Below are 14163 nucleotides of genomic sequence, written 5' to 3' on the forward strand. Positions count from 1 at the left end.
AGGTGTCGTCCACAATTCAACACGTAGTACCGACGTATTCATTCCTTTAGGAGAACGTTGTAATATTGCTAATCGTTATGGAGCGTCATTCTTTGCTTCAATTCATGTGGATGATGCCAGTGAAGTGGGAAAGAGGTTTACAACGTATATCCATCCAAACGCTCCAAAAAGAACAAGAGATTTATCTCAAAAGCTTCATAATGAAATGTGGAATAATTTCTATTCTAAATTTGGTGTATTCACAAACGGTGAAGTACGTGAAGCAGATTATGCAGTATTACGTGGTACAAGCATGGATGCATGTCTGTTTGAGAATGGCTTTATGAATAATATGGAACATGTAAAACTTCTTTCTCAATTCAATGAAGGTGGCTTCTTAGATCAATTGGCAGCAGCGTATGCAAGGGCATTTGCGAAAGTATTCGGATTTACAGTAAGCGGAAGCGCAAATAATAATCAAGGAGTTGGAATTACAGTGAATAAATTTAGCAAAGTAGTTACTTATGAGTTCGGTACAGCGTTAGTACCTGAGATGTTAGGAATGATGGATGCTCTTGGGTATGAATCTCGTATTATCTCATATGGAGATAAACAAGGATTAGTTAGATTTGAAACAGCATATCGCCAAGGGAATGAACTAGATCGAGCAACAGCGTGGTTAGATGCGAAAGGACTTAAATACTTCTATACAAAAGAATAGTTTAATAAAAACGAAAGCCGTCCTATTGGGCGGCCTTTTTTTATTTGAATTCAACATAATATTTATTATTAATAATTCCAAACGCCACTTTTCTTGGGAAGGGTTTGTATCCTTCTAACACTGCGTTCATACAGTGCTGAACCCATTTTTCTAATTCTATTGGTAAGCGATACGCTTTAACGCTCCCATCACTATTTTTAATTGTTGCTACTTGTATGACAGTCCTTGACATTGTAATTCTATTCATTGAAACTGCTGCAACGTCGTCCTTTCCGGCAGTACCAACACTAAGAACTTCATATACTGGCGCGTCTTCTTCTTTAAGAATCATAGGTATGTTCAAATACTCAAAATCATTGATATCATCATAAATAATAGCTCCAGCTTGGTTTCTTCTTACTATATCCTTCGCCATATTCATCCCTCCTTTTTCTAATCATATCGGAATGTATTTGTTAATGCTATTCCGTTTTTTTGTTCTTATCACACAGAATATACGTTCTTTTGAAAGAATGAAAATAGCCCCGTTTTTCACGAAGCTACATCCAAAAATCATCGTAATGAACATCTTTATTTGTTATCTTTTTCAAAGCTCTCACAATCTTTTGTGCGTTCTTCATTGTTGGTGCAAATGCATCTCCCTGGCATATGCGACTTATTGTAGATTTACTTACCCCACTTTTTTCGGCTAGTTCTTGCTGAGTAACGCCGTTTTTATCTAAAAAGCGAGCTATCTTTGAACGTCTGCCTTTCCCTAAGTTAAGCCAATTCATTTTGATCACTCCTGTATTTAATCCATTAGTACAAGAATGTCCAAAAGTTTTATTTTTAAAACCTCCAGAAAATTGGAATGTTAATCAAGCAGTATGAAATACCTTTTACCATACCAAACAAATTACGATTCTCAGTTCCGAATTGATAGCCTTTTAAAACTTCGTTTTATCTATTCCTAATAGAATTCGCTCACAGAATACTGTTTCAGACATTACAAGTTTAGTATTTTCAATGATTCATAGCTGTTTTTTATCTCTTCTAATCTTCAGGGACTATTCTTGCAGAATACATAAAGAATGGTGGTGTTTGAGCATTGATATTTGAGTTAGTAAGTTCAGCTGCAGTTGGTGGTGTAGTCTTTCTATCAAAAATGCATCAAAAAGGAGCAACAAATGATGCCTCTAAGATTCAAAGGATTTGTGCGAACTGCGGATTAAAAGTAAAAGAAGGAAAAGAGACCAGGACTATACAACTGCTTCGCAAAACAAGAAATGATTGGGGAGTTGAATATGCGTATAGGATCCCTCTTGGACTTAGCTTCTCCGATTTCGAACAAAAGATGCAACATTTAGAGGATGGATTAAATCATAAGAGCAAAGTTTACGATTTTAAGCTAGCAGACTTCAAATCTCTTCGTTTACGAAAAGATATCTTTAAACAAATACAAAACATCATAAACAAGAAAAAACTCGTTAGAAAGGAAATTGAGCTGTCTTACGATGGGTTACTTAAAATACGAGTTTATGAAAGAGGGATTCCTGATTTCGTTAAATTCGAGGAAGACATGATGAAGCAATGTAAGGGGTGGGAGGTACCTATCGGTTATACAAGGGATGGGTTAGTAAAACATGACTTTGACCAGCTATCTCATATGATCTCTGCCGGTATGACGGATATGGGGAAATCAAATGTACTAAAACTCATCATTACATCTTTGGTACGCAACCAATCAGAAAATACAAAGCTATTCCTTATCGATTTGAAGGGTGGTCTCTCTTTCAACCGATACCGATTCCTAAATCAAGTCGAATCAATTGCGAAGAATCCAGAGGAAGCCCTTGAGACTCTAAGGGAATTGCAAGATAAACTGAATGCTAGAAATGAATACTTACTAGAAAAAGGATACGAAGATATAAAAGAAGCTGGGGATCCAGTCCGATACTTTGTCATTGTAGATGAAGCGGCCGACATGACGCCATATCAGGAGTGCAGGGACATCATTGTAGATATAGGTCGTCGTGGCAGGGCAGCGGGATTCCGTTTGGTATATGCGACACAGTACCCAACAAATGAAGCATTGCCATCTCAACTAAGACAAAATATTGGCGCTCGTGTTTGCTTTAGATTGCAGACAGAAGCCGGGAGCCGTGCTGTGCTAGACGAGGGCGGCGCAGAGAGTCTTCCTAACATAAAAGGAAGGGCAATATACCAAACGAATGAGAAGAAGGTCTTACAGACGGTTTATATCGATAATAAGCAAATAGATAACATCATAAAGCCACATATCAACATAAGAGCGAGGAAGGAGCATGAAGATGCAAAAACTAGCCATGAAGGAAGCAAGAACAGAAAGTATACTCTTGAGCTTGAAGAAACTCGGCTTTCTTAGTAGAAAGCAAATTCAGGTACTTCATGATCTTGGTGGTGACAGGAATGCTTCCCGTGTGATGAAAACACTAGAAGAATATGTTTCTAGCTTTAGAGCTGGGGAGAAAGTGTATTATCTCAACAAAGAAGGGCGTGAACGTATTGGAAGTAAGAAGATACTCAAGCGTTCGAATCAATTCCGTCACTATATTATGAGGAATGACATCTACATTGCTTACGAATGCCCAAAAACATGGAAGCAGGAAGTAAAGATGAATGTGAAAGGTATTGTTTCTATAATTGCAGATGCACTATTCACTGATAATGGCCGTTATCACATTGTAGAGGTGGATCACGAGCAAAAGATGAGTGCAAATCGTATCAAGATGCAGAAATATCGCAAGTTAATGGAATGCAATGTATTTGAAAAACCACCTAAATTTATTTGGTACACCACGACGGAATATAGAAGGAAGCAACTCCAGAAACTTTGTGAAGGGTTGGATTGCAACATATTTACGGTTACTGATTTCCATTAAAAATAGGGAGATGATCCATATGGCAACAGAGACAATGAGCATCAAAGATTTTATGGATGGTAACTACGGGGCAAAGAAAAAGTGGAGCTTGTTCAAAAAGAAAGCAAAAAAATACGCACCTGTCGCAGTGCGAGTGAGTATAGTAATCGGTAGTGCTATTATATTCAGCAACATTATAGATATTCCTCACGTATTTGCTGATGGAAATAATCCAGATGTGAATGAAGTATTTAAAGATGTGCAGTCCAACGATGGGAAGATAAAAAATTATATAGATGGCCAACTGTACAATCGTATTGTAAATGCGTTTGAGCCGGTTATTTTCTTGATTAAAGCAGTTTCCTATCCAATTGCATCCGTTGTAGCGTTATGCGGCGGGTTATTCATTATGGTTGGTAGCCAGGAACGAGGATTCTCGCTAATAAGTCGTGCAGGGATTGGCTATATAGTTGTTCAAATGATTCCGTTGTTTATGAGGTTGCTTGTCGAGATTGCTAAAGCTATATAAGTGTAACTCCTTATGTCATAATACAAAGTGGATTAAAATGATTAATAAAAAACATTGGATTCGTGCAGATATCATTGGTTGTAATAATCGACTGTGGATTAATGGTGATAGTGGGGCTGTATATAGAAGTATAGACAAGAAACGATGGATGTGGAGAAATAATATAGTTAATGCAAATAGCATAAATGACGCTGAGAATACCATGAGATTACTTGATTTATGTCCAACGAAGCAGAATAGAATGTTTTTATGTTTGATGAAGAAGTAACTATTCCCTAACTAAACTGCACACCCAATTGTACGGTCGAAGTTGGGAAGAGTTACAGGGGTAACAGGCAATATCTATGTTATGTGCTAGTATAAGAATATAGAATAAAAAGCCTTGTAATAGGCTTTTTTCTTTGTTTTACAAATATAACTTTAATATTATAAATACATTTAAATAACATTACGTTAACATTAATATTAACGTAATTATAACGTTTTAATAATAAAAAAATAAACCCTACAAAATGTAGAGTTTATAGCAATCCTCTCTTTTCAAAGAAATCACGGAAAATTCTATTCGCAAGTTCTGATTGTGCCCCACGTTGAGGTTTCTTACCTAATACCTTTTGGAAGGCTTGTCTTACATCTTTATCTAAATGGAACCCAACCACTTTCTTCTCTTGCTCTTCTTTCAGGAATCCAAGGATATCGTCATTCTCGATAACATCATTAATTTTATGTTTTGTTTCTGTTTTGTTATCATTATGTTTTTGTTTCTCTAACATTTCGTTAACATTATCATTAATATTAACATTAACGTTGTTTATTTCTTCTAATGTCACTTCTTCGTTTTGTTTTGGTGTATTGTTATCATCATCATTTCTAACTGCACTATCACCAAATAAATCAGCTATATTGCGGTTGCTCATGTTCATTCAGCTCCTTAAATAAACTCTTGTAGTAAAATGCAAATTCAGTATCTTTTTTTGCTAAAGTAAGAGGCAGTTTGTTATAAGCGATTGAGTTTGCGAATGAAATACTTCTCGGAATATTAGCGTTAAAGAAATGCACTTTTTCTTTAACACAGAATTGTCTCGCTTGTTTAATTGCTTCTGTATGTAGCTTCGTGTTTTTTTGAACAAGTGTAGCAACTACTCCTGCGATATCTAAATTCGGGTTATGTTTCTGTTTGAATTGATTAATTACATCAATAATCTTAATTAAAGAACGTACGCTATACTGTTCCGGTTGGAAAGGAATGATAATTCTGTCCGTGCAGCAAATAACATTACTTTGGATTAAACCTGAACTTGGTGGGCTATCGAATAGAATTACGTCGTATTCATCTTCAACAGACATTAACGCTACTTTTAGAAGCAAAAACGGATTTATGTATTTATCTAAGTTTGGTAGGATGTCGAAATCTAAGAAACTCATCATTTCGTTAGAAGGAAGAATATCAATATTTTTATAGACGTTTACAATAGCTTCCCTAGCAGGAGCAAAGTTAACTAATACATCATGTAAAGTCGTGCGATACTTATCTGGATTCTTACCGAAAGAAAGAAGAGAGTTACCTTGTTGATCGGCATCTACGATTAATACTCGCTTACCTTGTTTTGCAAAAAGACCAGCTAAGTTTACTGTCATTGAAGACTTCAAAACACCGCCTTTATTCTGTACAAAAGCTAATTTATAAGCCATTCAGGCACCTCCGTTATTTTTACGTTAATATTAACATTAACATTAATATTAACATTAATATTAACATTAATATTAACGTAATGTAATTTATACATTATTTTTATGTAGTTGTAATAATAACAAAATGAAAACATATCATTTTGTTTTTGTCAATTTAACATATTGCTTATCAATTCTGTAACAACAAGTGTTTACCTGCTATTAAAATAAAAAAAGACAAGCGCTAGGCATGTCGTCTGTCCTTGTAAGTATATGAATCTTGCGTTACAATAATTGTAGAAAAAACGGAATAAAAGACGAAAGGACCCATTCTCTCCCCGACCAAAGTTTGAGAATGGATCCTTCAAATAGTTACACAAGAAAATTCTTGGTGTTTATTAACTTCTGTCTATATAATATCAAAAACTATTAGACAGGTAAAGTGTAATATATTCTTGTGTAGCTTCCTTTTATTTGTATAAGGAGGCTATTTGTATGTCGGTGGCAATTCGGAAGCCGCAAGAGGAAACATTCATTGATTCCTGGTATGAATGTTACTTATCAGAACGGAAGAAATCAGGATATGTTGTTACGATTGATTTAAGTAACGAGCAACATAAACAAATTTGGTATGGGTTACGTGATTTGAAGCATTTGTTAAAAGCTTCAGAACGTGGTCTAAAAGATGTCTATCTATCTCTTAATGCATTTGAACACGGAAGTCGTAAAACGGCTGATTTGAAGCAAATAAGAAATATAGGCGTAGACTTGGACTTTTATAAAATAGGACTCTCAAAAGAGTATGTGATAAAACAATTGCATGATTTCGTATTCAGTGGATCATTGCCGTGCCCAAATATCATTATGAATGGTCGAGGGGTGCAATTAGTTTATAGCATAAGTGGGGGCGCTGCTCCACAAATGGCATATTTAACTCAATACATAACAAATCACTTTGTAAAAATGCTTATGCCGTTAGGTGCAGACGGATCATGTTCTGATTTATCCCGTGTATTCCGTTTGCCATATAGCACTCATGGTAAAACAGGACAACAAATTACAGTGGATCTATGGACGGAAAGAGAGTATTCGCTGCAAGAACTATATGAATATGTACCGCCACTAGAGAAAAAGCGTAAGACGAAGCGTAAAGGTACTTTAACGACGTTACCAGCACGTAAAGGGGTAATGGACCTCTACAGTTTAAATACGAAGCGTAAAGCTGATTTAGAAATGATTGTAGAGCTTAGAAACGGCGTTATAGAGAATCGAAACGATTTAACATACATTTACTCATTTACGACGGCTTTAATCGTTAAGAACCAAGCAGCGACGTTAGAAATGACGTTCCAGTTAAATGCAAAGCTTGCTGATCCGCAACCAAAAAAAGAAGTAGAGCGAACAGCAAAGAATGCGTATAAGGATGCTATGACTTTCTTCGATGAATTCGCGAAAAATGATTATAAGCGTACGGGATTACCGCCGAACATTATTAAACCAATGCGAAATGATACGGTAATTCGTAAACTTAATATTGATTTCACACAAGATGAAAAAGAAAAAATGAGTACTTTAATAGATAAAGTGGAGAAACAACGACGTGACACGGAAAGGAAACGTGCGAAGCGACGTGCTGAAGGTGTTGCCACTCGTGAAGAATACTTAGCTAAAGAACAAAAGAAAACAGAGGACAAGCTAAGTATTCTTAAAAGAGCTAAGGAACTTTATCCTGGTGCATCTATTCGTAAGTTAGTCGAGTATACAGGGTTATCCAAATCAGTTATAGGTCGACTAATGAAACAACTTTAGTAAGTGTCCCACCCTATGTCTTCTTAAACCGTAATATATGTCTGTCGTTGTGATAATTTAATTGATTTACAAAAGTGTCCCACGGTGTGTCTGCTTAAACCTGTTATTATCTGGACTACTTATATATTGTTTGTAGAACCTCCTATTTAGGGGGTTTTTATTATGGTGGGGGATGATAGAATAGGCTTTATTGTAGAATTAGGTTTTACAAATCGGATATAGTACGTGAAATTTTATGAGGGGGGATTGTTTATGGGTGCTTTTAGAACGGCTGTTTACCGTTATGCAGTATACTTGGCTGTTTTATTTATAGGAGGACCATTGTTATTATTGTTATTTGTTTATGGTGCAGATATTTTTGTTTCTTATATGAGTTACGGATTGGATAAACTTCATTTAGAGGGTTTTATGATAATCGTATATTTAATGTTTCCTTTAATTTTTTTTGGAGGATTGTTGATGATAGTCTGTAAATACTTAGAATATCTTCTAGATAAAAATAAGAAAAAAGAAAAGACACCTTTATGAGTGTCTTTTTATTATTAGAGTGCTATTACAAAAAGAACATTTTATTTCTTTTTGTTTGAATGCAAGGTGTTGTCTGTTACAAGTAGGGCAAATAACACCAACAGGAGTCAAGCTTAATCTATAACTTATAAAGCCAACTACTCCAAATATTATAGCGAATAAAATTTTTACGAACGATATTGAAGCAATAAATGCAATTATCATTATTAAGTAAAGTGGTTTAGCTATTTTTCGTGTATTAATAGTAGCTTGACTATCCCTTATCGTTATAGCGTCTACTTCCACCGTTTGAGGAGTATATGTAGGATTTTGGTAATTTAATTCTTCTATGTTTCTTGATTTATTACTTATTTGTTTTTGATAAGAAATACCTGTACCAGGAATTGAAGTGGTAACTCGTGTTCCTGAGGGGCCAAAGCTAACACGAGCACCTTTTACACCAATGCTAATTCCTATGCCTTTTTTACTTGCGTTCAACCTAATACCAGGAGCTATTTTTTTACTCTTACGAAATCTAAATCCCATAGTAATAAGTCCCTTCTATTTATAAATGCATCATTGAAAATATCATAACAAAATGTTAGAGATTATATTGTTGTATTTTGTAAATTTCATAAAGAAAAGACACCCTAAGGCGTCTTCCTCCGACTTGAACTACATTAATTTTATAAATATGTATTGGAATCCCATCCAAATATTATTTTACCATGTTAAATTATATTGTTCATTGAGAAATGTTGCTTAAATCTATATTTTAAACAAAAAGAAAAGACCTAAATACTGGAACTTTTATGTTATACTGTAATTACCTAAGTTATTATTGCACATGGGATTCCCTTTCCCTGTGCTTTTTTATTTTAAAGATTAATGATGATCTTTTTCTTACTCCAGAAATTAGGTGTGAATTGTAATTTTAATTTCTCACCGATAGGTTGTTCAAATACAATAGTTCCTGCCACTTGTCCTTTGGGCGCTAATTGGCCAGAATTAAGTGCGGTATTTTGATTGATCATTGATAAGGTCGGTCTAGTGATATTACCTTGGCTATTTCTCATTTCGAAGTCAAGAGTATTGTATGAGATATCCTCTTTTCCACCATTATAGATGTTTACTGCTACCAATATGTATTCATGCCCTTGTCTTGGTTTATCGAATTCTCCACCAGGAGATTTTTTTACTTCGGTTACAGTTAGTCTGTGATCACCTAATTTAATAGTCTCGCCAATCGAATATTCTTTTTTTGAATCTTTTTCAGCATCTTTAACTTCTTGCCCTTGGGCTGTAACCTCTTGAGCTTGGTATTTAGTTTTCGGATCACCAAATACTAATATCAAAGCACAAAAAAATAAGAAAGAACCAACTAAAATGAAGCTCCCCCATCCAATATACTCCCAAACCTTTGATTTCTTTTCAACTTCCACCCGTATTTCTCCCCTTATATATTAGATTTTTATAATAAAATAGTATCAAAATTACCAGTATTTGAGTACAAGATATTTAGAATATACAAAAAAAGAGAGCTTTGCCCTCTAATTTTGATTAACATAACGTATGATTAAGCAGATACAGCTGCTTTATCTTTACGGAAGATGCCCATTAATCCACCAATTAATAATAATACTCCTGGTAATAAGTAAATCAGAGAAATACAAATAAATCCACCAATAGCAGCAACAGTCATCATGATACCACCAACTTTAGCTTTACTTCTCACCATCACAGAACCAACGATTCCTAATACAGATAGAGCGACAGCTCCCCACCCTAAACCGATAACAGTGTTTGCACCATCAGCCTCTAAAGCAGAACCAAGCCCACCGATAAATAATGCAATAAATGCACATAGAATTCCAAAAATACCACCAATAAGTCCTAATACAAATTCAGCTGTTCGTTTCATTTTAAATTCTCCTACGTATGTATTTATTGAAGATTAACTCTAATCTCTTTTGAAGATAAGAAGTTAGGTTTAAATATTAATTGAAGTTTCGGATCGCCTTGTTTCGCTTCAAAGGCAATGCTTCCTGTAACTTTCCCGTTCGGAGCAAGTTGACCAGCATTTAATTGTGTATTTTGATTTACAGTAGTAAATGTTTCGTTCACAATATTACCTTCACTATTTTGCAAAGTGAAATCGAAGGGATTATAACTAATTTCTTCTTTACCACCATTTTCAATAGTTAAGTTAGCTATGATAAATTCATGGCCCTCTTTAGGTTTATCGAACTCTCCACCTTGAGACTTTTCAATGTTAGAAACAGTTAATTTGTGATCACCCAATTGAATTGTTTCTCCAACTTTAAATTCTTTTTTTTCTTCTTTCTTCTCACTTGTTTGCCCTGTTTTCTTTTCATTAGTAGAGACTTTCTTTGCTGATTCGCTCGTATCTCCACATGCAGCCAAGCTAAGAGCTAACGCTCCTGTTAAAGCGATTGTACCTAGTTTTTTGTACATCTCAGTTCCTCCAATAATATAAAATGTAAGATTTCCGTGATTATCATAACAAATTCAGTTATAACTATATTGTCATATTTTGTCGAATGAAAATAAAAAAAAGAGAGCCGAAGCCCTCATTGGTAAGAATGGTAAAAATATGTAAATTTTTACCTCTTTATTTTGGAAATGATTTCTTTTATTATGGATTCAAATACAATATCTTTAATTTGAAATATTGAGCGCTGCAACGCTCCGTATTTTGTTTTAGAATCTTCAATAGAGGATTCATATTACCTTGATGTTTAAAGGTGTTTATACGTTAAAATAAGGAGTGTGGAGCCTACATAAAATACTTTTTCACCAAGTATGTATATTCCACTAAGAGGTTTAGCGCTTTCTTTTGTGGTTCTGTGTCTAGTTTAGAAATTTGATCTAATATGACTTCGACTTGTGGTGGAATTCTATATTCCCTGCCAACCAAGTTGTCTAGACTAATGTTATATAGGTCAGAAAGCTTAATAAGAGTTGAAACATCAGGTTCGGATCTACCAGCTTCCCAATTGGTATATGTTGAACGAACAACATTTAAATAGTGAGCAACATCATTTTGAGTTAATTTATTTTTCTTGCGAAAATATACTAGCCGTTCATTAAGCAATGACTATTCACCGCCCTTTTTTATCTGTGACAATTATAAGCGAACGAGGGAAGTGGATGGTATATATTTGGATAAAACGATTAATTTTGTGACATTAATTCAATTAAATGACTTATTTTGAGTCTCTGTAAAATTAATTAGAACAAAAGTTCGGTTTTGTGGTAAAATATGCATGTGAGATCTTCATACGTTATATGTATAATTGCATATTCTGTTTTTTAATCAATTGAGAAACGTTGATATATCGCGATTTTAAAACTTTCTCAACAATTTTCTGATAACCACACGACTGAATTTTGGAAAAAATGTGATATTATGAAAATAATAAAATAAACGGACGTAAAAAAGACCCATGACTGTGCAAGTGGTGCTACCAACACCCTTACACCGTCCTCCCTAATGCGAGTAGGGAAAACACTTGTCATAAGTCTCATACATAATTATAACACACATCTTAGATATAGTGACGCGTTTTCCTTAAATGTAACAAATTGGGTATAACGTGTCTTTTGTTCCGGAAAAAGGGGAGCAATTTTATGCAAAAAGTGTTGAGCAAGATATCTGATGATATGGATAGTAAAAACATCAATAGAACCCAACTTGTAAAAAGAATAGACATTGATGGTGCTACACTATCAAGGTTCTTAAAAGGAAAGCATCAACTCGTTTTTAATAAGTATGGAATAATTTTAAAAGAAGTGTATCCTGATGATGTTAATGCGAGAAGGAGTTTTTGCCGTAAATATTCTAGCGTCTTGAAGAGACAGGGTAATAAAAAGATAGCTGTATATTATTTGTTAGCGCACGGAGAGTTAGATACCGTAGCAGAACTGTTAAACGAAACAACAATTAAGCACGATTGGGAAAAGGTTTGTAGATTAATATATCTACGTTACAAAGGCGATTTATCCGGGGATGGACTATTAAAGGTTTATAAAGAAAAAGTAGAGGGTATTAAATCAAAAAATGTTGAATTTGAGATTCTCAAGGGCATTGTACTTCTTCATATTAGATATGATCAGAAAAACTATAAGTCGATGATTAGGCTTTCTGAAGAATTACATGAGAAGGTCGAAGAGTTGGAAGATAACTACGCTAAGGAATTTTTGAAATTCAAAATACAAGAAGCTACTATTTACGGATTGTTAACGTGTAATGAGATTCCAAGATTAAGAAGTGTATGCCATGAAATAATCAACGATGAAAGTTCGGATATGTTATTTCCTATCTTTAAAGCAACAGCATACGGTGTGCTGGGAGAATCGTATATCTTTACGGATTACCATAAATCATTAAGATATTTAAATGCTGCTGCGAGTATCATAACGAATGGTCCTGGTAATCAAATGATGAAGAGGAAAAACATGATATTGAATACGATTGATTTCTTGAAAATCCATTGGAAGAAAGATCTGGATAATATCAACCCTAAGGATGAAGTTGAAAAAGCTTATTTAGAAATACAAAAAGGCAATTGTGAAAAGGCAATAAGTATACTAGAGAATGTAATTAAAAATAAAGGAAAACTTAGCGCTTTCGGTTTAACTTATCTGGGTATAGCGAAGGGGAATGATCCGCAGATATTAAGTGATGCCTTGGATTTATTTGAGCGATCTTCGGATATTTTTTATTCCTATTTAGCGAAGAAAAACCTAGGCATAATGTCCCAAAAATGCTATAATTTAGTTGGGTGATGCTAAATGAAAAAAGTACTATCGCTAATCACAAGCGTAGCATTAGCTGGCGGTTTTTTATTCGCTCCAGCTGATAATAAAGAGCAACCAAAACAAGTTGCTAAAGAAACACAAAACGTAATTTTATATGCAGAGGATCCTGGAACAGGGATTTAATTTTATAGATATATAAGAATGACGTCTTCTCTTGCGGAAGACGTCATTCGTCATTTTTGGGGTCATTGAACTTTTGGTAAAAAATACAGTAAAGTTCAATGAATGTGAATTAATTCACAAACTACTATGAAGATACTGGAGGATGTTGGGGATGGAAAAGTATACAGAATTAGAAGTGTTAATTATTGCAGCAAAGAGTGGGGATCAAGGGGCAATTTCAGCGTTAAATGCAATCATGGAGCAAATGAATCAATTCCAATCAGAAGGGTAAATAAAAAAATAGACGATTGTCAGCTGAATTTCGCCATCAATCGTCTAAACTGTTTACTGCACCTTTAATCATATTTAGTATCATTTTCTGTTGGTCTTCACTAAGTTTTTCGATTTTATTAATCATGTTGTTTAATTCTACTTTAACTTCTGAAGATTGATTTTCATCTAAATTTCTGTGATCAGATAGACCTAATAGATAATCTGTAGAAACGTTAAATACTTTAGCAATCTTAGTAACCGACTCTCTTGATGGAGTCTTCTTATTACCCTCGAATCGAGAAATTGTTGGTTTTGATAGTTCAGTTAAATCAGCTAATTCTTGCTGAGTGTAGTTATTTTCAATTCGTAATTGTTTCAATCGTTCATTGAACATTTTAATTTTTCCCCCTTAAGAAAAGTTACCCCTTGGGTCACCTTCTTCTATATATTAATATGAAAGTTACCTTTAAGTAAACGAAAAACAGAATATTTATATCAAACTTTTTATATTTTTCGGTGTTTTTTAATTTTAGTTATTCCCTAAAAAACAAATTAAAAACTTTTTTAAAAATATATGTTGCCTTTAGGGTAACATAGGTGTATAATCAAAATTGTAAACGAGGTGATGACAAATGAAACCAAATAAAGTCAACAACGAGTTATTACATAAACTTCGTATTCAACATAAATTGTCACAGAGTGAACTAGGAGAAAGGCTTGGCAGAGCGAAAGCAACGATTTCTAGGTATGAAACAGGAAAGAAGAACCCAAGCTTACCTACACTATGTGCATATGCAGAATATTTTGGAGTAACAGTGGATCACTTGTTGAGTAAATAGATTTTTTTTGAA

At 34.3% G+C, this 14163-nt stretch carries 20 protein-coding genes; 10 read left to right on the plus strand and 10 right to left on the minus strand.

Features of this window, described 5'->3' with window-relative positions; translation table 11 throughout:
* The coding region (locus ACTFR9_RS26545) for an N-acetylmuramoyl-L-alanine amidase (RefSeq protein WP_440049038.1) at positions 1-700 on the plus strand (700 nt) is incomplete at its 5' end.
* A 40-nt stretch (positions 701-740) separates the two neighbouring features.
* Here ACTFR9_RS26545 and ACTFR9_RS26550 read toward each other — a convergent pair.
* Complete coding sequence (locus ACTFR9_RS26550; RefSeq protein WP_440049039.1) at positions 741-1115, minus strand: hypothetical protein; 375 nt, start codon at positions 1113-1115, stop codon at positions 741-743.
* A 124-nt stretch (positions 1116-1239) separates the two neighbouring features.
* Positions 1240-1473 carry a helix-turn-helix domain-containing protein gene (locus ACTFR9_RS26555; RefSeq protein ID WP_033693619.1) on the minus strand — a complete coding sequence of 78 codons (234 nt, stop codon included), beginning with the start codon at positions 1471-1473 and terminating at the stop codon, positions 1240-1242.
* 314 nt (positions 1474-1787) lie between these two features.
* Between ACTFR9_RS26555 and ACTFR9_RS26560 the strand changes: the two genes are divergently transcribed.
* Genes ACTFR9_RS26560 through ACTFR9_RS26570 form a run of 3 tightly spaced genes read left to right on the plus strand, consistent with a single transcriptional unit; the run spans position 1788 to position 4108 of the window.
* The gene (locus ACTFR9_RS26560) at positions 1788-3083 is read left to right on the plus strand and encodes an FtsK/SpoIIIE domain-containing protein (protein WP_440049040.1); all 1296 of its coding nucleotides are present in this window, start codon (positions 1788-1790) and stop codon (positions 3081-3083) included.
* On the plus strand, positions 3055-3600 hold the full coding sequence (locus ACTFR9_RS26565) for a replication-relaxation family protein (protein ID WP_440049076.1): 546 nt from the start codon (positions 3055-3057) through the stop codon (positions 3598-3600). Before ACTFR9_RS26560 ends, ACTFR9_RS26565 begins: the two co-directional genes overlap by 29 nt.
* Before the next feature lie 19 nt (positions 3601-3619).
* Positions 3620-4108 (plus strand): hypothetical protein, encoded by a 489-nt coding sequence (locus ACTFR9_RS26570; RefSeq protein ID WP_033693623.1) that lies wholly within the window; start codon positions 3620-3622, stop codon positions 4106-4108.
* A gap of 521 nt (positions 4109-4629) precedes the next feature.
* On the opposite strand, the gene ACTFR9_RS26575 is transcribed toward ACTFR9_RS26570, so the two are convergent.
* Positions 4630-5025 (minus strand): hypothetical protein, encoded by a 396-nt coding sequence (locus tag ACTFR9_RS26575; RefSeq protein ID WP_440049041.1) that lies wholly within the window; start codon positions 5023-5025, stop codon positions 4630-4632.
* Positions 5003-5800 carry a ParA family protein gene (locus tag ACTFR9_RS26580; protein WP_440049042.1) on the minus strand — a complete coding sequence of 266 codons (798 nt, stop codon included), beginning with the start codon at positions 5798-5800 and terminating at the stop codon, positions 5003-5005. Before ACTFR9_RS26580 ends, ACTFR9_RS26575 begins: the two co-directional genes overlap by 23 nt.
* Positions 5801-6274: 474 nt before the next feature.
* Here ACTFR9_RS26580 and ACTFR9_RS26585 point away from each other — a divergent pair, with 474 nt between their 5' ends.
* Both ACTFR9_RS26585 and ACTFR9_RS26590 read left to right on the plus strand, forming a co-directional pair.
* Positions 6275-7588, plus strand: a complete 1314-nt coding sequence (locus ACTFR9_RS26585) for an AsnC family protein (protein ID WP_440049043.1) — start codon at positions 6275-6277, stop codon at positions 7586-7588.
* 252 nt (positions 7589-7840) lie between these two features.
* A complete protein-coding gene (locus tag ACTFR9_RS26590) occupies positions 7841-8116 on the plus strand; it encodes a hypothetical protein (protein WP_440049044.1) in 276 nt (91 codons plus the stop codon).
* On the opposite strand, the gene ACTFR9_RS26595 is transcribed toward ACTFR9_RS26590, so the two are convergent.
* The 5 genes from ACTFR9_RS26595 to ACTFR9_RS26615 form a co-directional block, all read right to left on the minus strand.
* Positions 8111-8641, minus strand: a complete 531-nt coding sequence (locus ACTFR9_RS26595) for a DUF4236 domain-containing protein (RefSeq protein ID WP_086729760.1) — start codon at positions 8639-8641, stop codon at positions 8111-8113. The genes ACTFR9_RS26590 and ACTFR9_RS26595 overlap by 6 nt on opposite strands.
* Positions 8642-8973: 332 nt before the next feature.
* Complete coding sequence (locus ACTFR9_RS26600) at positions 8974-9537, minus strand: DUF4352 domain-containing protein (protein WP_000451518.1); 564 nt, start codon at positions 9535-9537, stop codon at positions 8974-8976.
* 134 nt (positions 9538-9671) lie between these two features.
* Positions 9672-10016 (minus strand): DUF4064 domain-containing protein, encoded by a 345-nt coding sequence (locus tag ACTFR9_RS26605; protein ID WP_097927749.1) that lies wholly within the window; start codon positions 10014-10016, stop codon positions 9672-9674.
* A gap of 23 nt (positions 10017-10039) precedes the next feature.
* On the minus strand, positions 10040-10570 hold the full coding sequence (locus ACTFR9_RS26610) for a DUF4352 domain-containing protein (protein WP_163258446.1): 531 nt from the start codon (positions 10568-10570) through the stop codon (positions 10040-10042).
* A 322-nt stretch (positions 10571-10892) separates the two neighbouring features.
* Positions 10893-11210 carry a helix-turn-helix domain-containing protein gene (locus tag ACTFR9_RS26615; RefSeq protein WP_440049045.1) on the minus strand — a complete coding sequence of 106 codons (318 nt, stop codon included), beginning with the start codon at positions 11208-11210 and terminating at the stop codon, positions 10893-10895.
* 536 nt (positions 11211-11746) lie between these two features.
* Here ACTFR9_RS26615 and ACTFR9_RS26620 point away from each other — a divergent pair.
* The 3 genes from ACTFR9_RS26620 to ACTFR9_RS26630 all read left to right on the plus strand — a co-directional run bounded on the left by ACTFR9_RS26620 (position 11747) and on the right by ACTFR9_RS26630 (position 13331).
* Entirely contained in the window at positions 11747-12904 is a 1158-nt protein-coding gene (locus tag ACTFR9_RS26620; protein ID WP_242302956.1) for an AimR family lysis-lysogeny pheromone receptor, read from the plus strand.
* Between the two features lie 6 nt (positions 12905-12910).
* Positions 12911-13060 (plus strand): hypothetical protein, encoded by a 150-nt coding sequence (locus tag ACTFR9_RS26625; RefSeq protein WP_000757192.1) that lies wholly within the window; start codon positions 12911-12913, stop codon positions 13058-13060.
* Positions 13061-13211: 151 nt separating this feature from the next.
* A complete protein-coding gene (locus tag ACTFR9_RS26630; protein WP_074540326.1) occupies positions 13212-13331 on the plus strand; it encodes a DNA polymerase III subunit delta' in 120 nt (39 codons plus the stop codon).
* Between the two features lie 36 nt (positions 13332-13367).
* Here ACTFR9_RS26630 and ACTFR9_RS26635 read toward each other — a convergent pair whose 3' ends face one another.
* Complete coding sequence (locus ACTFR9_RS26635) at positions 13368-13706, minus strand: helix-turn-helix domain-containing protein (RefSeq protein WP_074540327.1); 339 nt, start codon at positions 13704-13706, stop codon at positions 13368-13370.
* A gap of 238 nt (positions 13707-13944) precedes the next feature.
* On the opposite strand from ACTFR9_RS26635, the gene ACTFR9_RS26640 reads away from it, so the two are divergent.
* The gene (locus ACTFR9_RS26640; protein ID WP_074540328.1) at positions 13945-14151 is read left to right on the plus strand and encodes a helix-turn-helix domain-containing protein; all 207 of its coding nucleotides are present in this window, start codon (positions 13945-13947) and stop codon (positions 14149-14151) included.
* Positions 14152-14163: the final 12 nt, after the last annotated feature.

The sequence above is a fragment of the Bacillus cereus group sp. MYBK222-1 genome (assembly GCF_051916425.1).
GTDB lineage: Bacteria > Bacillota > Bacilli > Bacillales > Bacillaceae_G > Bacillus_A > Bacillus_A paranthracis.